The organism is Bacillus sp. SN32 (genome assembly GCF_002837495.1).
GTDB classification, from domain to species: domain Bacteria; phylum Bacillota; class Bacilli; order Bacillales; family Bacillaceae; genus Bacillus; species Bacillus subtilis.
Genome location: NZ_PJCT01000011.1, coordinates 14,769 through 39,167 on the forward strand (window position 1 = coordinate 14,769; position 24,399 = coordinate 39,167).

At 42.3% G+C, this 24,399-nt stretch carries 22 protein-coding genes and 1 rRNA gene; 10 read left to right on the forward strand and 13 right to left on the reverse strand.

What is annotated here, in order from left to right:
* Window positions 1-51: 51 nt before the first annotated feature.
* The 3 genes from CW370_RS20785 to CW370_RS20795 all read right to left on the reverse strand — a co-directional run bounded on the left by CW370_RS20785 (window position 52) and on the right by CW370_RS20795 (window position 3,422).
* On the reverse strand, window positions 52-2,055 hold the full coding sequence (locus CW370_RS20785; RefSeq protein ID WP_024571350.1) for a molybdopterin-dependent oxidoreductase: 2,004 nt from the start codon (window positions 2,053-2,055) through the stop codon (window positions 52-54).
* Window positions 2,056-2,105: 50 nt separating this feature from the next.
* Entirely contained in the window at window positions 2,106-2,312 is a 207-nt protein-coding gene (locus CW370_RS20790) for a DUF951 domain-containing protein (protein WP_003226838.1), read from the reverse strand.
* 93 nt (window positions 2,313-2,405) lie between these two features.
* Complete coding sequence (locus tag CW370_RS20795) at window positions 2,406-3,422, reverse strand: YkvI family membrane protein (RefSeq protein ID WP_010886647.1); 1,017 nt, start codon at window positions 3,420-3,422, stop codon at window positions 2,406-2,408.
* Between the two features lie 440 nt (window positions 3,423-3,862).
* On the opposite strand from CW370_RS20795, the gene yyaC reads away from it, so the two are divergent.
* Window positions 3,863-4,480 (forward strand): spore protease YyaC, encoded by a 618-nt coding sequence (yyaC, locus tag CW370_RS20800; RefSeq protein ID WP_024571349.1) that lies wholly within the window; start codon window positions 3,863-3,865, stop codon window positions 4,478-4,480.
* Window positions 4,481-4,518: 38 nt separating this feature from the next.
* Here yyaC and spo0J read toward each other — a convergent pair whose 3' ends face one another.
* Window positions 4,519-5,367, reverse strand: a complete 849-nt coding sequence (gene spo0J, locus CW370_RS20805) for a stage 0 sporulation protein Spo0J (RefSeq protein ID WP_003226832.1) — start codon at window positions 5,365-5,367, stop codon at window positions 4,519-4,521.
* The gene (gene soj, locus CW370_RS20810; protein ID WP_003219244.1) at window positions 5,360-6,121 is read right to left on the reverse strand and encodes a sporulation initiation inhibitor protein Soj; all 762 of its coding nucleotides are present in this window, start codon (window positions 6,119-6,121) and stop codon (window positions 5,360-5,362) included. Before soj ends, spo0J begins: the two co-directional genes overlap by 8 nt.
* Window positions 6,122-6,368: 247 nt before the next feature.
* On the opposite strand from soj, the gene CW370_RS20815 reads away from it, so the two are divergent.
* Window positions 6,369-6,809: a PH domain-containing protein gene (locus CW370_RS20815; protein ID WP_024571348.1), complete on the forward strand. Its 441-nt coding sequence runs from the start codon at window positions 6,369-6,371 to the stop codon at window positions 6,807-6,809.
* A 50-nt stretch (window positions 6,810-6,859) separates the two neighbouring features.
* On the opposite strand, the gene noc is transcribed toward CW370_RS20815, so the two are convergent.
* The 8 genes from noc to rpmH all read right to left on the reverse strand — a co-directional run bounded on the left by noc (window position 6,860) and on the right by rpmH (window position 14,352).
* Complete coding sequence (gene noc / locus CW370_RS20820; RefSeq protein WP_015250778.1) at window positions 6,860-7,711, reverse strand: nucleoid occlusion protein; 852 nt, start codon at window positions 7,709-7,711, stop codon at window positions 6,860-6,862.
* 121 nt (window positions 7,712-7,832) lie between these two features.
* Window positions 7,833-8,552 (reverse strand): 16S rRNA (guanine(527)-N(7))-methyltransferase RsmG, encoded by a 720-nt coding sequence (rsmG, locus tag CW370_RS20825; RefSeq protein WP_024571347.1) that lies wholly within the window; start codon window positions 8,550-8,552, stop codon window positions 7,833-7,835.
* Window positions 8,553-8,565: 13 nt separating this feature from the next.
* Entirely contained in the window at window positions 8,566-10,452 is a 1,887-nt protein-coding gene (gene mnmG / locus CW370_RS20830; RefSeq protein ID WP_024571346.1) for a tRNA uridine-5-carboxymethylaminomethyl(34) synthesis enzyme MnmG, read from the reverse strand.
* A 20-nt stretch (window positions 10,453-10,472) separates the two neighbouring features.
* Entirely contained in the window at window positions 10,473-11,852 is a 1,380-nt protein-coding gene (gene mnmE / locus CW370_RS20835) for a tRNA uridine-5-carboxymethylaminomethyl(34) synthesis GTPase MnmE (protein ID WP_024571345.1), read from the reverse strand.
* Window positions 11,853-12,162: 310 nt separating this feature from the next.
* Window positions 12,163-12,789, reverse strand: a complete 627-nt coding sequence (gene jag, locus CW370_RS20840) for an RNA-binding cell elongation regulator Jag/EloR (RefSeq protein ID WP_003243764.1) — start codon at window positions 12,787-12,789, stop codon at window positions 12,163-12,165.
* Window positions 12,786-13,571, reverse strand: coding sequence for a YidC family membrane integrase SpoIIIJ (gene spoIIIJ, locus CW370_RS20845; protein WP_010886648.1), 786 nt, complete (start codon window positions 13,569-13,571; stop codon window positions 12,786-12,788). Before spoIIIJ ends, jag begins: the two co-directional genes overlap by 4 nt.
* A 144-nt stretch (window positions 13,572-13,715) precedes the next feature.
* The gene (rnpA, locus tag CW370_RS20850; protein ID WP_003242628.1) at window positions 13,716-14,066 is read right to left on the reverse strand and encodes a ribonuclease P protein component; all 351 of its coding nucleotides are present in this window, start codon (window positions 14,064-14,066) and stop codon (window positions 13,716-13,718) included.
* A gap of 151 nt (window positions 14,067-14,217) precedes the next feature.
* Window positions 14,218-14,352, reverse strand: coding sequence for a 50S ribosomal protein L34 (rpmH, locus tag CW370_RS20855; RefSeq protein WP_003178075.1), 135 nt, complete (start codon window positions 14,350-14,352; stop codon window positions 14,218-14,220).
* A gap of 626 nt (window positions 14,353-14,978) precedes the next feature.
* On the opposite strand from rpmH, the gene dnaA reads away from it, so the two are divergent.
* The 8 genes from dnaA to CW370_RS20895 form a co-directional block, all read left to right on the forward strand.
* The gene (dnaA, locus tag CW370_RS20860) at window positions 14,979-16,319 is read left to right on the forward strand and encodes a chromosomal replication initiator protein DnaA (RefSeq protein ID WP_024571344.1); all 1,341 of its coding nucleotides are present in this window, start codon (window positions 14,979-14,981) and stop codon (window positions 16,317-16,319) included.
* Between the two features lie 188 nt (window positions 16,320-16,507).
* The gene (gene dnaN, locus CW370_RS20865; protein WP_003226811.1) at window positions 16,508-17,644 is read left to right on the forward strand and encodes a DNA polymerase III subunit beta; all 1,137 of its coding nucleotides are present in this window, start codon (window positions 16,508-16,510) and stop codon (window positions 17,642-17,644) included.
* 130 nt (window positions 17,645-17,774) lie between these two features.
* Complete coding sequence (rlbA, locus tag CW370_RS20870; protein ID WP_003226810.1) at window positions 17,775-17,990, forward strand: ribosome maturation protein RlbA; 216 nt, start codon at window positions 17,775-17,777, stop codon at window positions 17,988-17,990.
* A gap of 15 nt (window positions 17,991-18,005) precedes the next feature.
* Window positions 18,006-19,118 (forward strand): DNA replication/repair protein RecF, encoded by a 1,113-nt coding sequence (gene recF, locus CW370_RS20875; RefSeq protein ID WP_003243515.1) that lies wholly within the window; start codon window positions 18,006-18,008, stop codon window positions 19,116-19,118.
* 17 nt (window positions 19,119-19,135) lie between these two features.
* Entirely contained in the window at window positions 19,136-19,381 is a 246-nt protein-coding gene (remB, locus tag CW370_RS20880) for an extracellular matrix regulator RemB (RefSeq protein WP_003219266.1), read from the forward strand.
* 54 nt (window positions 19,382-19,435) lie between these two features.
* Window positions 19,436-21,352, forward strand: a complete 1,917-nt coding sequence (gene gyrB, locus CW370_RS20885) for a DNA topoisomerase (ATP-hydrolyzing) subunit B (RefSeq protein WP_003226808.1) — start codon at window positions 19,436-19,438, stop codon at window positions 21,350-21,352.
* 210 nt (window positions 21,353-21,562) lie between these two features.
* Window positions 21,563-24,028, forward strand: a complete 2,466-nt coding sequence (gyrA, locus tag CW370_RS20890; RefSeq protein ID WP_003244540.1) for a DNA topoisomerase (ATP-hydrolyzing) subunit A — start codon at window positions 21,563-21,565, stop codon at window positions 24,026-24,028.
* Window positions 24,029-24,317: 289 nt separating this feature from the next.
* A 16S ribosomal RNA gene (locus CW370_RS20895) occupies window positions 24,318-24,399 on the forward strand; the annotation flags it as partial.

The window sequence follows — 24,399 nt, forward strand, 5'->3', positions numbered from 1 at the left end:
TGGAAAAGACAAGCTGACAAAAAAGCATTTTCAGCCTGCCAATCCCTTTGATTATGCTTTTTTCAAGCCTACTAAACAGTCAAAAAGCGTACTTCCCATTCCATTATCAGAATTTGTATCATTTGTCAGTGCATTGACTGACCCTCCAAAAGCCGCCCACATGCCTTCATCTATATTAATCGTCTTCGCATGAGCCTGTTTCATCACTTTCACCTTGCCCTTCAAGCGTCCGCGGTCATTAAAGATGACAACCTCGTCTCCATCCTGAAGATTCTGCTCAGCCGCTATATCTGGAGAAATATCGACCTGAACGTGCTGAAGCTTTTCAATAAACGGCACATGCTGTGAATGGTTGGAACGCTGCGGATGAATGGATAACAGCGTATAAGGGTACTTTTCAGCTAACTCCTCATTATGGAAAACAGATTCTTCGGGCACATTTAATTGAAGCGAGCCGCTAAATCCCTTTTGCTCAGCTAGCGACGAAGTAAATTCAAATTTTCCACTCGGCGTCAAAAACTGATAATCATCCCACGGCACCTGTTTTACTGGAAGAGGGAGGTGGCCTTTTTCTTTTAAACGCTCGAGTGTCACACCCTCTGCTTCCAATGAAGAAAGCCCCATCTCTAAAAATTCTTGAGTGCTGTATTCAAACAGATCGCCAAATCCAAGGCGTTTTGCAAGCTCTGACCAGATCCAGCTGTCCGACTTCGCTTCACCCTGCGGCTCCACAAGCTTCTTCCCGTACTGAACATAATGATGATACATACTGGAATAGTAGATATCTTCTTCTTCAAAAACAGTGGCAGTCGGCAAAACATAATCACACAGCTTTGCGGTATCTGTCATAATGGAATCAATCGCAACCGTCATGGGAACCTTTTCAAAAGCTTGTCTCACCTTATTTGTATTCGGCACCTGAGTCAGCGGATTTCCGCACGTCACAATAATCATCTCAATCGCAGGATCAGCAGCGGTCAACACTTCTTCAGCCTGCGTCATCATTGAAAAAGAACGTGATGTTGTTTTTAATTCCGGCAACGTCAGCTTTGTTTTTGCAAAGCTCTCGCCAATCTGGACATTTCCGAAATTCGCGCCGCCGCCCTTAATTCCGACATTTCCGCTTGCCGCAACGAGTGCATCAATCCAACGAATCGTTCCGCCGCCGTTTTTATATCGCTGCATGCCAAGCCCCATAAAAGTAGACACCGGACCATCAGCATACAAACCGGCCAGATACTCCAGCTCCTCCATAGAAGTTTCTGTTTTCACAATAAACTCTTCCAGAGAAACAGTTTTCAAAAGCTCTTTCACATCATCAAAACCGACAGAATGCTCAGAAATAAACGTTTCATCCGTTCTTCCCGTCTCAATCAGAACCTTCAAAACGGCTGCCGCAAGCCAGCCGTCCATTCCAGGCTTTACAGAGATATAGCGGTCAGCAAGCTTTGCAGTCGGGTTGAAGATCGGATCAATCACCGTAATCGTGGCGCCCTTCTTTTTCACCTGCTGCAAGTGATGGTATAAGTGCATATTTGTTCTGGATACATTTCTTCCCCACACAACAACATGCTTGCTGTTGTAAATATCAAGCGGGCCGTGACCGTACGAACGGCCAAAATCCCAGCTTTGCGCCTCGATGCCGGAGCCCCAGCATATGCTTCCGACGATTTCAGTCACGCCTCCATATCCATTAAAAAAACGCTGATCAAGCGCTTTTAACAGACCGTTATTCGCATAATCATGGCTGTGCAAAACAGCAGTCGTCTCCGACGTTTCCTTGATTTCCCGAAGTTTATCGGCAATTTCATCAAGTGCCTGCTCCCAAGAAATCCGCACAAACTCGCCATTTTGTTTTTTCATTGGATAGCGAAGCCGATCAGGAGAATTTGTTTTTGTCTCAAGCATTCTGCCGCGGCCGCAGATTTTACCTTCCGTAATCGGATGGTTTGGATCTCCGTCCACTTTTGTTACCTTTCCATCATCAACAGTCACCAAAAAGCCGCAGCTGTCCCAACAATTCAGCGGACATGCCGACTGATGCACTTTGCTCATCGCCGTCTTCTCCTTACCTTCTATATGAAAAAGCATGAGTGTCGGCCTATTTATGAAGTAGGCTCCTCATGCTTGACTAGTACTTTTTTTAGTTTTCTTTCAAATTCTCTTCTCGGAATCATAACACTGTGAGAGCATCCCTCACACTTAATTCGAATATCCATTCCCATGCGTATAATTTTCCAGCTGTTCGCTCCGCATGGATGCGGTTTTTTCATTTCTACGATATCATTCAGGCCAAAGTCTTTATCCGCCAAGACCCTTCACCTCTTTTCCTAAACTGCTGTATCTATTGTACAAAAAAACTGATCATAAGAGCAATCAAGATACCCGAAAAGAAATACATCCTCTTATTTCCATTTACTCAAAATAGGATATAAGAGCAGACAAACTAACAAATACAAATTGAGCATCCCATATATCGGATACAAGAACGCGATCAAATCAGAAAATCCGAAAGAAGTAAAAGGTACCATTAACACTAACAAAATCAACACAATCATCCATCTCGGCATATGAATAAACGCCATCAGCCGGCTGGACAGCCCCAGCAAACCAGCTACCGTCGTCGTGTAAATCGCCAGGCACAGCACCGCCGTCATACATAAAAAAAGGAAATAAGGCGCACCCTCCAGAACGGCAAACAGCGGTATTTCAAACTGAGAAAGGGAGCCCGCCAGCTCCACCAACGTTTCATTATAAACAAATGAGATCACGCCAAAAATAAGACCGCTTGCCACACTTGCGATTTTTGCTTCTCCGAGCCCTTTCATCTCTTTCCCAACAGAGGATAAAATCGCAACAACTGAAAGGATGTTTAAAGAGGTAAACGTAATGCTCGCAGGCCAGTTATACTGCTGGGACAAATCAATCGTCCACGTATGGTGATGTGTGCTCTGAAAGGAGATCAACGCATATAAAAGCCCCGCTACTAACACAGGAATCAAAATACTATTTATAGATAATATTCCTTTCACATCCCACAAAAACAAACACACTGTCACGATGCAAATCAGCGTGATTCCCCACCAGAAAGGAAGCTTGTACATTTGCAGGGTCACACCGCCTCCGGCAATCATCACCATAGTCGTCGAAAACAAATAAAAAATGATGAGGACATCATAAATTTTCGCCAGCCATGGCCCCATTAAATGCTCCAGAACCGGCAGAAAATGAGTGGATTGAACCTTAAAACTGATTTTCATCACAATATAAGACGAGAAAATGAACATAATTGTAAACAGCACAATAGCAAGTCCGCTTTCCGCCCCAAAAAACTGCCATATCTCCTGACCGCTCGCATATCCGGCCCCGATCAGGCTCCCTAATATGAGCAGCATCCACTTCATTCCGGCTCTCCACAACACTATCACCTCATAGACAAAGTTCAGCTTGTTCCCGTTATTGTTACTATATAAATAAAGGAAAGCAAAAATGCCATATTTTCATAGACATTTGAACACAAGTTGAAATTATCATACGAAATACTCATAAAAAAAGACTGCTAATGGAGGCAGTCTAAAAATATATCATTTTGCAGTGGAATGAAGGAATGAACCTCATTAACCATTCCTATCTATAAAGTGTTTTGTAAGCAGACCGTAGCTTGATCATGATCGAGGCAATGGGGGACAATATTTATAATTCACCCACTAACCATTCATAATAACCTCTACTTTTTTAAAATCTCCGGTGTCATACACAAAGCATAAAAAACCGTACTGCTGGATATACTGTAAACAACCTTACATAACGAAACACACACCATAGCAATTCTGTTACCTACTATAACAAGGAAGTGAAACCCATGAATCGAAAAGGCGGGCTTTTTTCCTCTCAGGAACGAGTAAAGCAATATGTTTCACATACAGATGCTGCAGCGGCAAAACAAATCCAAACCATCCTTTCTTCATCCTTACGTAAAGCTGCCGGCAAACCAATTGTTGTGGTTTGTATCGGAACAGACCGTTCAACCGGTGATTCATTGGGCCCGCTCGTAGGAATGAAACTCAAACAGATGAAGCTCACCAGATTCCATGTCTACGGAACCTTATCTGACCCCGTCCATGCTGTGAACATGAAGGATAAAATCAATGACATTCATAAATTACATAAAAACCCATTTGTTATAGCAGTCGATGCATGCTTAGGCCGCGTTAAGAGTGTGGGTTCATTTCAAATCGGGGACGGGCCATTAAAGCCCGGAGCCGGTGTACAAAAAGACCTTCCTGAAGTGGGAGATCTTCATATTAACGGAATCGTGAATGTTAGCGGTTTCATGGAATATTTTGTATTGCAAAATACAAGACTCAACTTGGTCATGAATATGGCCAATGTTCTCGCGGAAGGATTGAGTTTAACAGATCGGACAGAGTGGAGGCAAGAACGCCTTAACCCGTTGCAAAGGCTCACTGGGCGCATATAAAACAAAAACCATCTTCGCTTGAAAGATGGTTTCTTCATTTACGATTCTCGTTCAGACAAAAGCTCTAAAATCCGGTCAAGGTCTTCATTAGAGAAAAATTCAATTTCGATTTTGCCTTTTTTCTTCTGTCTTTTAATATTAACTGTTGTTCCAAAATAATTTTGGAGATAGGATTCCCGTTCTTTTAGAACCGCATCTTTCACAGGTTCTTTTTTCTTTGTTTCACGTGGAACATTCTGATTCAACTGCTGAATCAGCTGCTCAAGCTGGCGAACATTGAGCTGCTCCGCAATCACTTTTTGTACCAGCGGTTCAAGCTTATTTTTGTTTTTTAAGCCAAGAAGCGTGCGTCCATGTCCCATAGAAAGCGTACCTTCGGCAATAAGCTGCTGAATATTTTCTGGCAGTGTCAGCAGTCTTAAATGATTCGCAATATGCGGTCTGCTTTTCCCAAGACGTTTGGCAAGCTGCTCTTGTGTGAGATCTAAGTGTTTCAACAAGGAATCATATGCCTGAGCCTCTTCAAGCGGAGATAAATCTTCACGCTGAAGGTTTTCTAATAAAGCAATTTCCCTCATTAACGCCTCTGATAATTCACGGACAATGGCCGGAACTGTATCTAAACCTGCCAGCTTTGCCGCTCGAAAACGCCGTTCACCCGCAACAATATCATAGCCTTTTAAAGATTTTCTGACGATAAGCGGCTGAAGAATGCCATGCTGCAACACAGATTCTTTTAGTTCAGCTAATGCCTCGTCATCAAAGTGTTTTCTTGGCTGATAAGGATTAGGGCGTAAATCGGCAATTTTAATTTCTTCAACTGTCTCTTCAGACAAATCTACCTGATTAAATAACGCATTAATCCCTTTTCCAAGGCCTTTAGCCATTCGCAGCCACTTCCTTTGCTAAATCTAAATATACTTCCGCACCTCTTGACCGCGGATCGTATAAAATGATGGGTTTTCCGTGACTCGGTGCCTCACTCAGACGGACATTACGCGGAATAACTGTCTTATATACTTTATCCCTAAAATACTTTTTAACCTCTTCAATCACTTGAATGCCAAGGTTTGTCCGGGCATCAAGCATTGTCAGCAATACACCTTCAATCATTAAATCAGTATTCAAATGCTTTTGCACAAGACGTACTGTATTTAATAACTGGCTGAGACCCTCCAAGGCATAATATTCGCACTGTACAGGAATCACAACGGAATCCGAGGCAGTAAGGGCGTTAATCGTCAGCAAGCCCAATGACGGCGGACAATCAATGATAATATAATCATAATTTTGCTTTACTGCTTCAAGCGCTCTCTTCAATCTCACTTCTCTTGATATTGTAGGAACCAGCTCGATCTCAGCTCCTGCAAGCTGAATCGTCGCAGGAATCACATCCAAGTTCTCTACTGTCGTTGCTTTAATAATATCTATTACATCTGCATCATCTACTAAAATATCGTACACACACTGCTCTACATCGGCTTTTTCAATCCCTAATCCGCTTGTCGCATTTCCCTGCGGATCAATATCTACCAGCAGAACCCTTTTCCCTATGTAAGCCAAACATGCCCCAAGGTTGACAGACGTCGTTGTTTTGCCGACCCCGCCTTTTTGGTTCGTAATTGCTATGATTTTTCCCACGATGTCACCTACTTTCACATGAACATGTACTATCTTGCTTCTATTCTATCAAAAAAAGATTAAAGCGTTTCATTTTTTTCATCATTTTGTTCCGAATCAGAAGGGAAATAATTGAAAATTCAAGCACGCTTTATGCTTTCTCTTATAAATTCTACAATTTCTATGTTTTTTTGACTTAAAAAAGGAATTTCTTAAAGAAAAAAAGAAGAAGTCACACTACAGAACGTAGAAACAGGATGGTGAGAAAATGGTTTATCAAACGAAGAGAGATGTACCCGTTACGCTGATGATTGTGTTTCTCATATTACTGATACAAGCAGATGCCATTGTTCCTTTTGTGCTGGGAAATATGAGAGTTTCCGGCTGGATCATTTTTATTCTGCTGACTCTTTTAAATGGACTCATCATTTGGAGCTTTATTGACCTAAAATATGTATTGAAGGAACACCATCTGATCATTAACGCCGGATTGATCAAACATCAAATTCCTTATGAAAAAATCGATAAAGTCGTTCAAAAAAAGAAACTATGGTCCGGTTTTCGTCTGATCGGCTCTCGCCATGCCATCACAATATATTATCAGGGGGGATGGGGACATGCAGTAATTTCACCGCAAAAATCTGAAGAGTTTATCCACAAACTCAAAGAAAAGAATTCTAATATAATGATATTCACTAAAAGTAAGTGATTACCTTTTATTGAAAATATAAAAAGCTCTCCTGCTTTTCAGGAGAGCTTCTATTTTGGTATGCGAATCGTTAATTGAATATATTCTTCAAATTCTTCTTCTTCCGTATTCAATTTTACACCGCTGTCTTCCACCATTGATAGTGACTGGCGAATCGTGTTCATCGCAATTCTTGTATCTCTGCTGAATGCTTTGCGTCTCGGCTTTGGCTTTCTCTTGCCTTGCTCCAGCATTTTCACCACGCGGTCTTCCGTCTGCTTTACATTTAAACTTTTCTCAATAATCTCTGTGAGCAGTGTGACTTGGAGCTCAGGCTGTTTCAGCGGAATCAGCGCTCTGGCGTGGCGCTCGGTGATTTTCTTCTCCATAATCGCCTCTTGGACCGGCTGAGGCAGCTTTAATAACCGAAGCTTATTCGCGATTGTAGACTGCCCTTTTCCTAAGCGCTGTGCGAGTGCCTCCTGTGTTAAATCATGCAGCTCAAGCAGCCTAGCATAAGCATGCGCTTCCTCAATAGAAGACAGTTCTTCCCGCTGCAAGTTTTCGATTAACGCCACAGAAGCGGTTTCCGTGTCGGAAAAATCCTTAATAATTGCCGGAATCTTTTCCCACTCAAGCGATTGCACCGCTCTCCAGCGTCTTTCACCTGCAATGAGTTCGTATTGGCCTTCTTCTTCTGTATGCCTAACAACAATCGGCTGAATAATGCCGTGTGTATGAATGGTCATTGCTAACTCTTTGATTTTTTCATCTGAGAAAATGGTGCGTGGCTGAAAACGGTTGGGAACGATAGCATTTACCGGTATTTCCAGAATCTCTTCTTTGTTTGTATCATGTTCAGCAATCTCCGGCTCCTGTTCCTTCTCACCAAGCCCGAAGAAACGAGAGAATGAATGCTTCATGTACCTACACCACCTTTAAAAACTGCCATTTTTATAATTCTATTTTCTCATGGTTTTTCCTGCTGTACATCCATCAATTTTGATGAAAATATGATGGTATTGTCATATCAGGCTGTCTAAATTACCCTTCAATTGGCGATTTATTAGGAGTTCCCGGTTTTCTTGGATACTTCTTAGGCGTATTTTTTATTTTGCGTATCACCATAATATTACGATCGCTTTCTTCAATAGGCAGCTTAAAAGAATGGATATTCTCAAGTTCTCCTCCAAGCGTCGTGATTGCTTTTTTGCCTGCATTCAGTTCTTCTTCAGCTGATGCGGCTTTTAAAGCAACAAATGAACCGTTTTTCTTCACCAGAGGCAAGCAAAGCTCACTCAAAACAGATAATCTCGCAACTGCTCGCGCTGTCACAATATCATAGCTTTCACGCACGTCTTTCCGTTGCCCGAACGTTTCAGCTCTGTCATGGCAGAATGTTGTATTCTCCAATTGCAAAGCCTCAGATAGCTTTTCTAAAAACGTGATCCGTTTATTCAGTGAATCTACGATTGTGACATTGAGGTGCGGAAAGCATATTTTTATCGGCAGACTTGGAAAACCCGCTCCCGCTCCGACATCACAAATCGTGTTCACCTGATTGAAGTCGACATAAAAAGCAGCTGTAATGGAATCATAAAAATGCTTTAAATACACTTCTTTTTTCTCTGTTATTGAAGTCAGATTGATTTTTTCGTTCCATTCAACCAGCATGTCGTAATACAGCTCAAATTGCTCTAGCTGACGGGGAGAAAGGGAGATCCCTTTTTCCGCCAAACCAGAAGTAAATTCTTCAATATTCATGCCGTCATCCTTTCTATTCGGCTATCTTCGCAATGCGTCCCTGCTCTAAATACACCAATAGAATTGAAATGTCCGCCGGGTTTACACCGGAAATGCGGGAAGCTTGGGCAACAGACAAAGGCCGTACATTTTTCAGTTTTTGACGCGCCTCGGTCGCAATCCCCTTAATTGCGTCATAATCAATTCGATCTGGAATTTTTTTATTTTCCATCTTCTTCAGTTTTTCCACTTGCTGAAGAGATTTTTCAATATATCCTTCATATTTCACTTGGATTTCTACTTGTTCTGCCACGTCTTGAGGAACCGGCACTTCTGGCGGCGCCAGTTTTGTGACTGTTTCATAGTTCATTTCAGGACGCTTCATCAAGTCTGTGCCGCGAACTCCATCTTTCAATTCGCTTCCGCCAAGAGAACGGATATATTCTTGATTTTCCGGAGACGGCTTGATAATTACAGAATGAAGACGTTTTTTCTCCGCCTCGATCGCCGCTTTTTTCTTCTCAAAAGCCGCATAGCGCTCATCAGAAATCAATCCAATGCGGTGTCCGATTTCTGTCAGACGCAAATCAGCATTGTCATGTCGAAGCAGCAATCTGTATTCAGCACGTGATGTCAAAAGACGATATGGCTCATTGGTACCTTTTGTCACAAGGTCATCAATCAGAACACCAATATAGGCGTCAGAACGGCTTAGAATTACTTCTTCTTTTCCAAGCGCTTTTCGTCCTGCATTGATTCCCGCCATAATCCCTTGTCCCGCAGCTTCTTCATAACCGGATGTTCCGTTAATTTGGCCTGCAGTGTAAAGGTTTGTGATTTTTTTTGTTTCAAGTGTCGGCCAGAGCTGTGTCGGTACGATTGCATCATACTCGATCGCATAGCCGGCTCTCATCATTTGCACGTTTTCAAGTCCAGGAATCGTTGCAAGCATTCTTTGCTGTACGTCTTCTGGAAGACTTGTAGATAAACCTTGGACATAGACTTCCTGTGTATTTCTGCCTTCCGGCTCAAGGAAGATTTGGTGACGCGGTTTATCATTAAAACGGACAACTTTATCTTCAATGGATGGGCAGTATCTTGGGCCCGTACCTTTGATCATACCGGAATACATCGGTGAACGGTGCAGGTTGCTGTCAATAATCTCATGTGTCTCAGGGCTTGTATATGTCAACCAGCAAGGGAGCTGATCTGTGATATATTCCACTGTTTCATATGAGAAAGCGCGAGGCACATCGTCACCAGGCTGAATTTCCGTTTTGCTGTAATCAATCGTGTCGCTTTTAACGCGAGGCGGCGTACCTGTTTTAAAACGAACAAGGTCAAAACCAAGTTCCTCCAAATGCTCAGAAAGCTTAATAGAAGGCTGCTGGTTATTTGGGCCGCTTGAGTAAGACAGATCGCCAAGAATAATACGTCCTCTTAAATATGTCCCTGTCGTCATGACAACTGCTTTCGCACGATAATGTGCACCGGTTTGTGTAATAACGCCTCGGCATTCGCCGTCTTCAACGATCAGCCGCTCCACAATTCCTTGCAGCAATGTTAAGTTTGGTTCTTTTTCAAGCGTATTTTTCATTTCGTACTGATATTGGAATTTGTCTGCTTGCGCACGCAATGCACGAACCGCAGGACCTTTTCCTGTATTCAGCATTCTCATTTGAATATGCGTTTTATCGATGTTTCTTCCCATTTCTCCGCCGAGCGCGTCAATTTCGCGGACGACAATCCCTTTTGCGGGGCCGCCGACAGACGGATTACATGGCATAAATGCAACCATATCTAGGTTGATGGTCAAGACAAGCGTTTTGGCGCCTTGACGTGCAGATGCGAGGGCAGCCTCAACACCGGCATGCCCGGCGCCAATCACAATCACATCGTATTGGCCTGCTTCATACCCCATGATTCTAGTTCCTCCTTTTATTATTTTCCTAAACAGAATTGAGAAAAGAGCTGATCAATTAAGCTTTCGTGGACAGAATCTCCAATGATTTCCCCTAAAAGCTCCCAGCATCTTGTAAGGTCAATTTGCACCATGTCGATCGGGACATCCTGTTCGATGCCGCTAAGCGCATCTTCAATGGCGCGTTTTGCTTGCTGTAAAATAGAGATGTGACGTGTGTTGCTGACATAAGTCAGATCTCCGCCTTCAATGGCACCCGTGTAGAACAGCGATTGAATCGCTTCTTCCAGATCATTGATGCCTTCCTCTTTTAAAAGAGATGTCGTAACAACTGGACGTCCATTGGCAAGCTCACGGACACGTTCAGTGTCAATCTTCGCCTCAAGGTCAGTCTTATTCAAAATCACGATAACATCCATGCCCTCAACGGCTTCAAAAAGCTTCACGTCTTCTTCAGAAAGCTCTTCACTATAATTAAGCACAAGTAAAATCAGGTCCGCTTCCTTTAGAACCTGGCGAGAACGTTCAACACCGATTCGCTCAACAATATCCTCTGTTTCACGAATACCTGCTGTATCAACCAGACGAAGCGGGACGCCCCTTACATTCACGTATTCCTCAATCACATCCCGTGTCGTTCCGGGAATATCGGTTACAATGGCTTTTGCCTCATGAACGAGGCTGTTCAGAAGAGATGATTTTCCTACGTTTGGCCGGCCGATAATGACGGTAGAAAGACCTTCACGCAAGATTTTCCCTTGCTCAGAAGTCCTCAGCAGCGCCTCAATTTCCTTTTTCACGGCGGTTGCCTTTTCAACTAAAATCTGATGCGTCATTTCCTCTACATCATCATACTCCGGATAATCGATATTCACCTCAACATGGGCCAGTGTTTCTAAAATCTCACTGCGCAAACGGCGCACCAAAGCAGAAAGACGCCCTTCCATTTGATTCATAGCAACGTTCATTGCCCGGTCCGTTTTCGCTCTGATTAAGTCCATAACCGCTTCCGCCTGTGAAAGATCGATTCGGCCGTTTAAAAACGCACGTTTCGTAAATTCACCAGGCTCTGCCAGTCTCGCTCCCTCTCTCAATGCAAGCTGAAGCACTTGGTTCACAGTCACAATTCCCCCGTGACAGTTAATCTCGATGACATCTTCTCGTGTAAAAGTTCTCGGCGCTTTTAACACTGATACCATTACTTCCTCAACGACACGATCCGAAGGTCTGTCTACGATATGACCATAATGAATCGTATGTGATTCGACCGAGCTGAGTGTTTTCCCCTTCGGTCCCTTATAAATTTTATCTGCGATTTGAATGGCTTCTGGTCCGCTCAACCGTACAATCGCAATCGCGCCTTCTCCCATCGGTGTGGAAATTGCCGCAATTGTATCCATGTTGTTCACCTCTCTTTACTTATACTTCATCTATATAAAAAAATATTTATTATGCCAAAACTAAAAGATAACATAGTTTGGTTCGAAGTGGAAGATTTGTTATCCACAGAAATAGAAATTCGTCCCTTATTACTTTAACTTATCCACATGTGAATAACAATTAATTTTATTTCCTGAACTTCCTTTTTATCAACAGGATACACCTAAAAAGAAAAAACTTAAACGGCAAAACCTTGATATTACTAGGAAAAGTAGATTTTTCGGATACAAAAAAACCGAAATCCAATTTTTATCGGACTTCGGTTTTATGCTATCTTTTATGGGAAATAACGAGATGACGATTTTCGCCTTCACCCATTGAATATGTTTTGATCTGGTGGTTTGCATATCCAGAAAGAGTATCGTGAATAATTTTTCTTTCGCTGGACGGCATAGGCTCAAGCTGGATGGATTTTTTCGTTTTCAAAACTTGGTCAGCAAGCTTGATGGCCAGCTGGCTCAGTGTTTCTTTTCTTTTCAAACGATAGTTTTCTGCATCCACCGTCACATTTTTGTATTGGCCTGGATAACGGTTAAGGGCAAGCTGTGTCAAAGTTTCAAGGGCGTTTAAGGTTTGTCCTCTTTTCCCAATCAACAATGCTGCCTTTTCACCTGTTATATGATATCTCACTGTCTTTTTGCTTTCTTGAACAGTCACATCAGACTTCCCGGCAATGGCTTCGGCGATCGTTTGAAGATATAACTTCGCTTGCTGAATCGGATCAATCTTTTCAACCAGCTTTACGATCGCAGGCTTTTTGCCGAAAATGCCGAGAAACCCTTTGTTTCCCTCTTCAATAACAGTAATTTCTACCTTATCCTTCGTTAATCCCAGCTCTTGCAATCCGGACTGTACTGCTTCATCGACATTTCGCCCTGCAGCAGTCACATTCCTCACTTTTTCTTTCCCCCGGCTTTTTGCGGCTCAGGATTTTTTTTAATATCAGGTCCTTTAATGAGGAAAGTTTGCGCAATCATAAACAAGTTACCGACTACCCAATAAAGAGAAAGAGCCGCCGGGAAGTTGATCGCAAATACGATAATCATAATTGGCATAATCCAAAGCATCATCGCCATTTGCGGATTTTGCTGCGCATTGCCCGCCATCATCAGTTTTTGCTGAACAAATGTAGCGACACCGGCAACGATAGGAAGAATATAGTAAGGATCTTTTTCTCCTAAGTCAAACCATAAGAAGCTATGCTCTGAAATCGCCTGGGTTCTCATGATCGCATGATAGAATCCAATTAAAATCGGCATCTGGATCAAAATCGGGAAACATCCCGCCAATGGATTGACACCATGCTTTTGGAATAAAGCCATTGTTTCCTGCTGAAGCTTTTGCTGCGTTTTTTGATCCTTTGAGCTGTATTTTTCTTTAAGCTTTTGCATTTCCGGCTGTAAAGCCTGCATCGCTTTCGAACTTCTCAGCTGCTTAATCATCAGCGGTAAAATTAATAAACGAATTAAAATGGTAACTAGAATAATTGAAAGCCCGTAGTTATCTCCCGTCAATTTCGCTACATACGTAATGAGCTCAGACAATGGATATACTACGTACTTGTCCCAGAAATGCGGACTATCTGCAGTGATCGGCTCTTTCACACTCGAGCATCCAGCCAAAAGCATGAATACGCCAACCATACTTAATAGCAACCCTATTCTCCTTTTCAACAACATTTCCTCCTATAATTAATCTTTACACTCTTTTATTGCAAAGCATACTTGTATGTATTTTAGCATCTTTCAGTTTTAAATGGTGTCTTTTTCTGATCAACCAGAAAGGAAGCGCTTTTAAAAGTTGTAAGAAAGCAGTGGTGATGCCTACTTTGACGAAGATTTCTTATATAATGAAGACTTTCTGAATAGATGCTGCAGACTTTTTTTCGTTTCCTCATATGTCAGCTGGCTCGCCGGTTTTCTGGCAATAATGATGTAATCCTTTTCCTTCAGTCTCTCTTTCTCTTCAAGAAAGGCCTGCCGAATCAAACGTTTGATCCGATTTCGCATCACAGCATTGCCAATTTTTTTGCTGACGGAAAGCCCGACACGCAGTTCATCATTTTCAGGCTGATCAAGCGTATATAAGACAAACTGGCGGTTTGCAACTGATGTCCCATGTTTAAACACTTTTTGAAAATCTTCATTTTTCTTTAAACGATTTCGCTTCTTCAAATGACTCACTCCGATACTGGCTGGCAGAAACTTTTAAAATTTATTATGAACATGAGATGCATCTGAACCAGGAAGTATGCCCCGGTTCATTACGCATCACATCTATCTTTTCCCATAACGTGAAAAAAGACCACTGACATTATTCAGTGGCCTAAGCTGATAATACTTTTCTGCCTTTGCGGCGACGGCGTGCTAAAACTAGACGACCGTTTTTTGAACTCATACGGCTTCTGAAGCCATGAACTTTGCTGCGTTTACGGTTATTCGGTTGGAATGTTCTTTTCATTTATGACACCTCCCTCGAGGAATAGCTGTTAAAGACAGTCTTACTTATTATATTTGCGTTACCTATTCATTGTCAACTTCACTAGTGCTTTTATTTCTTGCAACCATAATAGGATACCATACCTTTTCAACTTTCGAAACCTTATTTTTTAGATTCCTTAATTTTACGGAAAAAAGACAAATCCAAATAATTTGCCCCTAAAATCACGCATGTGGATATCTTTTTCGGCTTTTTTTAGTATCCACAGAGGTTATCGACAACATTTTCACATTACCAACCCCTGTGGACAAGGTTTTTTCAACAGGTTGTCCGCTTTGTGGATAAGATTGTGACAACCATTGCAAGCTCTCGTTTATTTTGGTATTATATTTGTGTTTTAACTCTTGATTACTAATACTACCTTTCCTCTTTATCCACAAAGTGTGGATAAGTTGTGGATTGATTTCACACAGCTTGTGTAGAAGGTTGTCCACAAGTTGTGAAATTTGTCGAAAAGCTATTTATCTACTATATTATATGTTTTCAACATTTAATGTGTACGAATGGTAAGCGCCATTTGCTCTTTTTTTGTGTTCTATAACAGAGAAAGACAACATTTTCTATGAAAAGGAGGGACGTGCCGGAAGATGGAAAATATATTAGACCTGTGGAGCCAAGCCCTTGCTCAAATCGAAAAAAAGTTGAGCAAACCGAGTTTTGAGACTTGGATGAAGTCAACCAAAGCCCACTCACTGCAAGGCGATACATTAACGATCACGGCTCCCAATGAATTTGCCAGAGACTGGCTGGAGTCCAGATACTTGCATCTGATTGCAGATACTATATATGAATTAACCGGGGAAGAATTGAGCATTAAGTTTGTCATTCCTCAAAATCAAGATGTTGAGGACTTTATGCCGAAACCGCAAGTCAAAAAAGCGGTCAAAGAAGATACATCTGATTTTCCTCAAAATATGCTCAATCCAAAATATACTTTTGATACTTTTGTCATCGGATCTGGAAACCGATTTGCACACGCTGCTTCCCTCGCAGTAGCGGAAGCACCCGCGAAAGCTTATAACCCTTTATTTATCTATGGGGGCGTCGGCTTAGGGAAAACGCACTTAATGCATGCGATCGGCCATTATGTAATAGATCATAATCCTTCTGCCAAAGTGGTTTATCTGTCTTCTGAGAAATTTACAAACGAATTCATCAACTCTATCCGAGATAATAAAGCCGTCGACTTCCGCAATCGCTATCGAAATGTTGATGTGCTTTTGATAGATGATATTCAATTTTTAGCGGGGAAAGAACAAACCCAGGAAGAATTTTTCCATACATTTAACACATTGCACGAAGAAAGCAAACAAATCGTCATTTCAAGTGACCGACCGCCAAAGGAAATTCCGACACTTGAGGACAGATTGCGCTCACGTTTTGAATGGGGACTTATTACAGATATCACACCGCCTGATCTAGAAACGAGAATTGCAATTTTAAGAAAAAAAGCCAAAGCAGAAGGCCTCGATATTCCGAACGAGGTTATGCTTTACATCGCGAATCAAATCGACAGCAATATTCGGGAACTCGAAGGAGCATTAATCAGAGTTGTCGCTTATTCATCTTTAATTAATAAAGATATTAATGCTGATCTGGCCGCTGAGGCGTTGAAAGATATTATTCCTTCCTCAAAACCGAAAGTCATTACGATAAAGGAAATTCAGAGGGTAGTAGGCCAGCAATTTAATATTAAACTCGAGGATTTCAAAGCAAAAAAACGGACAAAGTCAGTAGCTTTTCCGCGTCAAATCGCCATGTACTTATCAAGGGAAATGACTGATTCCTCTCTTCCTAAAATCGGTGAAGAGTTTGGAGGACGTGATCATACGACCGTTATTCATGCGCATGAAAAAATTTCAAAACTGCTGGCAGATGATGAACAGCTTCAGCAGCATGTAAAAGAAATTAAAGAACAGCTTAAATAGCAGGACCAGGGATCAATCGGGGAAAGTGTGAATAACTTTTCAGAAGTCATACACAGTCTGTCCACATGTGGATAGGCTGTGTTTCCTGTCTTTTTCACAACTTATCCACAAATCCACAGGCCCTACTATTACTTCTACTATTTTTTATAAATATATATATTAATACATTATCCGTTAGGAGGATAAAAATGAAATTCACGATTCAAAAAGATCGTCTTGTTGAAAGTGTCCAAGATGTATTAAAAGCAGTTTCATCCAGAACCACGATTCCCATTCTGACTGGTATTAAAATTGTTGCATCAGATGATGGAGTATCCTTTACAGGGAGTGACTCAGATATTTCTATTGAATCCTTCATTCCAAAAGAAGAAGGAGATAAAGAAATCGTCACTATTGAACAGCCCGGAAGCATCGTTTTACAGGCTCGCTTTTTTAGTGAAATTGTAAAAAAATTGCCGATGGCAACTGTAGAAATCGAAGTCCAAAATCAGTATTTGACGATTATCCGTTCTGGTAAAGCTGAATTTAATCTAAACGGACTGGATGCTGACGAGTATCCGCACTTGCCGCAGATTGAAGAGCATCATGCGATTCAGATCCCAACTGATTTGTTAAAAAATCTAATCAGACAAACAGTATTTGCAGTGTCCACCTCAGAAACACGCCCTATCTTGACAGGTGTAAACTGGAAAGTGGAGCAAAGTGAATTATTATGCACTGCAACGGATAGCCACCGTCTTGCATTAAGAAAGGCGAAACTTGATATTCCAGAAGACAGATCTTATAACGTCGTGATTCCGGGAAAAAGTTTAACTGAACTCAGCAAGATTTTAGATGACAACCAGGAACTTGTAGATATCGTCATCACAGAAACCCAAGTTCTGTTTAAAGCGAAAAACGTCTTATTCTTCTCACGGCTTCTGGACGGGAATTATCCAGACACAACCAGCCTGATTCCGCAAGACAGCAAAACAGAAATCATTGTGAACACAAAAGAATTCCTTCAGGCCATTGATCGTGCATCTCTTTTAGCTAGAGAGGGACGCAACAACGTTGTAAAACTGTCTGCAAAACCGGCTGAATCCATTGAAATTTCTTCCAATTCACCGGAAATCGGTAAAGTTGTGGAAGCAATTGCTGCGGATCAAATTGAAGGTGAGGAATTAAATATCTCTTTTAGTCCAAAATATATGCTGGATGCACTAAAGGTGCTTGAAGGAGCAGAAATACGCGTAAGCTTTACAGGTGCAATGAGACCTTTCTTAATTCGCACGCCGAATGATGAAACGATTGTACAGCTTATCCTCCCTGTCAGAACCTATTAATCCGATACACTGCTGCCGACTTGTCGGCAGCTTTTCTATTCGGTATCTGCTCCGACAAGTTTTCCCTTTCCCTAATTCGTTTTTTTTTAGTACAATTAGATATTAGTGATATTTGAAAGAGGTCGATATAATGGCAAATCCGATTTCAATTGATACAGAGATGATTACACTCGGACAATTCTTAAAATTAGCCGATGTGATTCAGTCTGGCGGTATGGCGAAGTGGTTTTTAAGTGAGCATGAAGTGCTTGTGAACGATGAGCCGGACAACCGCCGGGGCAGAAAGCTGTATGTTGGAGATGTGGTAGAGATTGAAGGATTTGGTTCATTTCAAGTCGTCAATTAAAGCGGGTGACACTGATTGTATATCCAGAACTTAGAACTGACATCTTACCGCAACTACGACCATGCTGAACTTCAATTTGAAAATAAAGTAAATGTGATCATCGGAGAAAACGCCCAGGGGAAGACAAACCTCATGGAGGCGATCTATGTCTTGTCCATGGCGAAATCGCACCGGACATCAAATGACAAAGAACTTATACGGTGGGACAAAGACTATGCTAAAATAGAGGGAAGAGTGATGAAGCAAAACGGGGCGATCCCGATGCAGCTCGTCATCTCCAAAAAGGGTAAAAAGGGCAAGGTCAATCATATTGAACAGCAAAAGCTCAGCCAGTATGTCGGGGCCCTCAACACCATTATGTTCGCGCCGGAAGATTTAAATCTTGTAAAGGGAAGCCCTCAAGTGAGAAGGCGGTTTCTTGACATGGAAATCGGACAGGTTTCTCCCGTCTACCTTCATGATCTTTCTCTTTACCAGAAAATCCTTTCCCAGCGGAATCATTTTTTGAAACAGCTGCAAACAAGAAAACAAACTGACCGGACGATGCTCGATGTTCTGACCGATCAGCTTGTAGAAGTTGCAGCAAAAGTCGTCGTAAAACGCCTGCAGTTTACAGCACAGCTCGAGAAATGGGCGCAGCCCATCCATGCAGGCATCTCAAGAGGGCTTGAAGAACTGACCCTGAAATACCATACAGCTCTTGATGTATCAGATCCCCTAGATTTGTCGAAAATAGGAGATAGCTATCAAGAAGCGTTTTCTAAATTAAGAGAAAAAGAAATTGAGCGTGGTGTGACGCTGTCAGGGCCTCATCGCGATGATGTTCTTTTCTATGTGAACGGACGCGATGTGCAGACGTATGGTTCTCAAGGACAGCAGCGAACGACGGCGTTGTCCCTTAAGCTGGCGGAGATTGACCTGATCCATGAAGAAATCGGAGAATATCCCATTTTACTATTGGATGATGTACTGAGTGAACTGGATGATTATCGCCAGTCACACTTGCTTCATACGATCCAAGGCCGTGTACAAACGTTTGTCACAACGACAAGCGTTGATGGCATTGATCACGAAACCTTACGTCAAGCAGGAATGTTCCGTGTGCAAAATGGTGCGTTAGTGAAGTGAAGAAATGAGGTGAGCAATTGTATATTCATTTAGGTGATGACTTTGTGGTTTCAACACGAGATATTGTCGGCATTTTTGACTTTAAAGCCAACATGTCGCCTATTGTTGAAGAATTTCTGAAAAAACAGAAACACAAGGTGGTGCCTTCCGTAAACGGCACGCCCAAATCTATCGTAGTCACGGTTCAGAATATATATTACTCTCCCTTATCTTCCAGCACATTAAAAAAACGTGCGCAATTTATGTTTGAAATAGATTCTTAGAAATTTTTTATCACGAATATATCGTTTAGAAAAGTGTAGGTGAATGACGTGGCTATGGAACAGCAGCAAAACAGTTATGATGAAAATCAGATACAGGTACTAGAAGGATTGGAAGCTGTTCGTAAAAGACCGGGGATGTATATCGGTTCGACAAACAGCAAAGGCCTTCACCACCTGGTATGGGAGATTGTCGACAATAGTATTGACGAAGCCCTCGCCGGTTATTGTACGGATATCAATATCCAAATCGAAAAAGACAACAGTATCACGGTTGTAGATAATGGCCGCGGTATTCCAGTCGGTATTCATGAAAAAATGGGCCGTCCTGCGGTAGAAGTCATTATGACGGTGCTTCATGCCGGAGGAAAATTTGACGGAAGCGGCTATAAAGTATCCGGAGGATTACACGGTGTAGGTGCTTCCGTCGTAAACGCACTATCCACAGAGCTTGATGTGACGGTTCACCGTGACGGTAAAATTCATCGCCAAACCTATAAGCGCGGAGTTCCGGTTACAGACCTTGAAATCATTGGCGAAACGGATCATACAGGAACGACGACACATTTTGTCCCGGACCCTGAAATTTTCTCAGAAACAACCGAGTATGATTATGATCTGCTTGCCAACCGCGTGCGTGAATTAGCCTTTTTAACAAAGGGTGTAAACATCACGATTGAAGATAAACGTGAAGGACAAGAGCGCAAAAATGAATACCATTACGAAGGCGGAATTAAAAGTTATGTAGAGTATTTAAACCGCTCTAAAGAGGTTGTCCATGAAGAGCCGATTTACATTGAAGGCGAAAAGGACGGCATTACGGTTGAAGTGGCTTTGCAATACAATGACAGCTACACAAGCAACATTTACTCGTTTACAAACAACATTAACACGTACGAAGGCGGTACCCATGAAGCTGGCTTCAAAACGGGCCTGACTCGTGTTATCAACGATTACGCCAGAAAAAAAGGGCTTATTAAAGAAAATGATCCAAACCTAAGCGGAGATGACGTAAGGGAAGGGCTGACAGCGATTATTTCAATCAAACACCCTGATCCGCAGTTTGAGGGCCAAACGAAAACAAAGCTGGGCAACTCAGAAGCACGGACAATCACCGATACGTTATTTTCTACAGCGATGGAAACATTTATGCTGGAAAATCCAGATGCAGCCAAAAAAATTGTCGATAAAGGCTTAATGGCGGCAAGAGCAAGAATGGCTGCGAAAAAAGCCCGTGAACTAACACGTCGTAAGAGTGCTTTGGAAATTTCAAACCTGCCCGGTAAGTTAGCGGACTGCTCTTCAAAAGATCCGAGCATCTCCGAGTTATATATCGTAGAGGGTGACTCTGCCGGAGGATCTGCTAAACAAGGACGCGACAGACATTTCCAAGCCATTTTGCCGCTTAGAGGTAAAATCCTAAACGTTGAAAAGGCCAGACTGGATAAAATCCTTTCTAACAACGAAGTTCGCTCTATGATCACAGCGCTCGGCACAGGTATTGGGGAAGACTTCAACCTTGAGAAAGCCCGTTACCACAAAGTTGTCATTATGACAGATGCCGATGTTGACGGCGCGCACATCAGAACACTGCTGTTAACGTTCTTTTACAGATATATGCGCCAAATTATCGAAAATGGCTACGTGTACATTGCGCAGCCGCCGCTCTACAAGGTTCAACAGGGGAAACGCGTTGAATATGCGTACAATGACAAGGAGCTTGAAGAGCTGTTAAAAACTCTTCCTCAAACGCCTAAGCCTGGACTGCAGCGTTACAAAGGTCTTGGTGAAATGAATGCCACCCAGCTATGGGAGACAACCATGGATCCTAGTTCCAGAACACTTCTTCAGGTAACTCTTGAAGATGCAATGGATGCGGACGAGACTTTTGAAATGCTTATGGGCGACAAGGTAGAACCGCGCCGAAACTTCATAGAAGCGAATGCGAGATACGTTAAAAATCTTGACATCTAATCATAAAAAGCCTTATTTCCAATAAGAAATAAGGCTTTTTTCTGAACAAGATCAGATGCAGCAATGCTTGCAGTACCTATATATTCTAGCAATTTAATGTGTATAATCATAAGTTTATTGATATAATGGAGAATAGTGAAATCGTATTGAAGGTCATAATGGACAATCTACTCCCACATATTTCATGTGATACTTCAGGGAGGTTTTTTAATGAGTGAACAAAACACACCACAAGTTCGTGAAATAAATATCAGTCAGGAAATGCGTACGTCCTTCTTGGATTATGCAATGAGCGTTATCGTGTCCCGTGCTCTTCCGGATGTTCGAGACGGTTTAAAACCGGTTCATAGACGGATTTTGTATGCAATGAATGATTTAGGCATGACAAGTGACAAGCCTTATAAAAAATCCGCGCGTATCGTTGGAGAAGTTATCGGGAAATACCACCCGCACGGTGATTCAGCGGTATATGAATCCATGGTCAGAATGGCTCAGGATTTCAACTACCGTTATATGCTCGTTGACGGTCACGGAAACTTCGGTTCTGTTGACGGAGACTCAGCGGCGGCCATGCGTTATACAGAAGCAAGAATGTCTAAAATCTCAATGGAGATTCTTCGCGACATCACAAAAGACACAATCGATTACCAGGATAACTATGACGGGTCAGAAAGAGAACCTGTCGTTATGCCTTCAAGGTTCCCGAATCTGCTCGTGAACGGTGCTGCCGGCATTGCGGTAGGTATGGCAACAAACATTCCTCCGCACCAGCTGGGAGAAATCATTGACGGTGTACTTGCTGTCAGTGAGAATCCGGACATTACAATTCCAGAGCTTATGGAAGTCATTCCAGGGCCTGATTTCCCGACTGCGGGTCAAATCTTGGGACGCAGCGGTATCCGGAAAGCATACGAATCAGGCCGAGGCTCTATCACGATCCGGGCAAAAGCTGAGATCGAACAAACATCTTCGGGTAAAGAAAGAATTATCGTTACAGAGTTACCTTACCAAGTAAATAAGGCGAAATTAATTGAGAAAATTGCTGATCTCGTAAGGGACAAAAAGATAGAGGGTATCACAGATCTGCGTGATGAGTCAGATCGTACAGGTATGAGAATTGTCATTGAAATCAGACGCGACGCCAATGCAAATGTCATCTTAAACAATCTGTACAAACAAACTGCTCTACAAACATCTTTTGGCATCAACCTGCTTGCACTTGTTGATGGCCAGCCGAAAGTTTTAACGCTTAAGCAATGCCTGGAGCATTACCTTGACCATCAAAAAGTTGTCATTAGACGCCGTACTGCTTATGAATTGCGTAAAGCAGAAGCGAGAGCTCATATCTTGGAAGGATTGAGAGTTGCACTGGATCATCTCGATGCAGTTATCTCCCTTATCCGTAATTCTCAAACGGCTGAAATTGCGAGAACAGGCTTAATTGAACAATTCTCACTGACAGAGAAGCAAGCACAAGCGATCCTTGATATGAGGCTCCAGCGTTTAACGGGACTGGAACGTGAAAAGATAGAAGAAGAATACCAATCTCTTGTTAAATTAATTGCAGAGCTAAAAGACATCTTGGCAAATGAATATAAAGTGCTTGAGATCATTCGTGAAGAACTCACGGAAATCAAAGAGCGTTTTAACGATGAAAGACGTACTGAGATCGTCACTTCTGGACTGGAGACAATTGAAGATGAAGATCTCATCGAGAGAGAAAATATCGTAGTTACTCTGACGCACAACGGATACGTCAAACGTCTTCCTGCATCAACTTACCGCAGTCAAAAACGGGGCGGAAAAGGTGTACAAGGTATGGGAACAAACGAAGATGATTTCGTTGAACATTTGATCTCTACGTCAACTCATGACACGATTCTCTTCTTCTCGAACAAGGGGAAAGTGTATCGTGCAAAAGGGTATGAAATCCCTGAATACGGCAGAACGGCAAAAGGAATCCCGATTATTAACCTGCTGGAGGTAGAAAAGGGTGAGTGGATCAACGCGATTATTCCAGTCACGGAATTCAATGCGGAGCTTTACCTTTTCTTCACTACAAAGCATGGGGTTTCAAAACGAACATCGCTATCTCAATTCGCTAATATCCGCAACAATGGTCTAATTGCTCTGAGTCTTCGTGAAGATGATGAACTGATGGGTGTACGTCTGACTGACGGCACAAAACAAATCATCATTGGAACGAAAAACGGTTTACTGATCCGTTTCCCTGAAACAGATGTCCGGGAGATGGGAAGAACTGCGGCGGGCGTAAAAGGCATCACCCTGACGGATGACGACGTTGTTGTCGGCATGGAAATTTTAGAGGAAGAATCACACGTCCTTATCGTAACTGAAAAAGGGTACGGAAAACGAACTCCGGCTGAAGAGTACAGAACCCAAAGCCGGGGCGGAAAAGGACTCAAAACAGCGAAAATCACCGAGAACAACGGTCAACTAGTAGCGGTGAAAGCTACTAAAGGTGAAGAGGATCTAATGATTATTACAGCTAGCGGCGTACTCATCAGAATGGACATCAATGATATCTCCATCACCGGACGTGTCACTCAAGGTGTGCGTCTCATCAGAATGGCAGAAGAAGAGCATGTTGCTACAGTAGCTTTAGTAGAGAAAAACGAAGAAGATGAGAATGAAGAAGAACAAGAAGAAGTGTGAGAAAAAGCGCAGCTGAAATAGCTGCGCTTTTTTGTGTCATAACCCTTTACAGTCATAAAAATTATGGTATAATCATTTCTGTTGTCTTTTAAAAGACACAAACATGACCATTATGACTAGTAAAAACTTTTTCAAAAAAGTATTGACCTAGTTAACTAAAAATGTTACTATTAAGTAGTCGCTTCGAGAGAAGCACACAAAGTTCTTTGAAAACTAAACAAGACAAAACGTACCTGTTAATTCATTTTTTATAAATCGCACAGCGATGTGCGTAGTCAGTCAAACTACTTTATCGGAGAGTTTGATCCTGGCTCAGGACGAACGCTGGCGGCGTGCCTAATACATGCAAGTCGAGCGGACAGATGGGAGCT

Coding starts and splice junctions, on each gene's coding strand:
- CW370_RS20785 (WP_024571350.1), bottom strand. CDS start 2,055: ATGAGCAAAGTGCATCAGTCGGCATGTCCGCTGAATTGTTGGGACAGC.
- yyaC (WP_024571349.1), top strand. CDS start 3,863: ATGAATCGAAAAGGCGGGCTTTTTTCCTCTCAGGAACGAGTAAAGCAA.
- spo0J (WP_003226832.1), bottom strand. CDS start 5,367: ATGGCTAAAGGCCTTGGAAAAGGGATTAATGCGTTATTTAATCAGGTA.
- CW370_RS20815 (WP_024571348.1), top strand. CDS start 6,369: ATGGTTTATCAAACGAAGAGAGATGTACCCGTTACGCTGATGATTGTG.
- noc (WP_015250778.1), bottom strand. CDS start 7,711: ATGAAGCATTCATTCTCTCGTTTCTTCGGGCTTGGTGAGAAGGAACAG.
- rsmG (WP_024571347.1), bottom strand. CDS start 8,552: ATGAATATTGAAGAATTTACTTCTGGTTTGGCGGAAAAAGGGATCTCC.
- mnmG (WP_024571346.1), bottom strand. CDS start 10,452: ATGGGGTATGAAGCAGGCCAATACGATGTGATTGTGATTGGCGCCGGG.
- mnmE (WP_024571345.1), bottom strand. CDS start 11,852: ATGGATACAATTGCGGCAATTTCCACACCGATGGGAGAAGGCGCGATT.
- spoIIIJ (WP_010886648.1), bottom strand. CDS start 13,571: ATGTTGTTGAAAAGGAGAATAGGGTTGCTATTAAGTATGGTTGGCGTA.
- rpmH (WP_003178075.1), bottom strand. CDS start 14,352: ATGAAAAGAACATTCCAACCGAATAACCGTAAACGCAGCAAAGTTCAT.
- dnaA (WP_024571344.1), top strand. CDS start 14,979: ATGGAAAATATATTAGACCTGTGGAGCCAAGCCCTTGCTCAAATCGAA.
- dnaN (WP_003226811.1), top strand. CDS start 16,508: ATGAAATTCACGATTCAAAAAGATCGTCTTGTTGAAAGTGTCCAAGAT.
- rlbA (WP_003226810.1), top strand. CDS start 17,775: ATGGCAAATCCGATTTCAATTGATACAGAGATGATTACACTCGGACAA.
- gyrB (WP_003226808.1), top strand. CDS start 19,436: ATGGAACAGCAGCAAAACAGTTATGATGAAAATCAGATACAGGTACTA.
- gyrA (WP_003244540.1), top strand. CDS start 21,563: ATGAGTGAACAAAACACACCACAAGTTCGTGAAATAAATATCAGTCAG.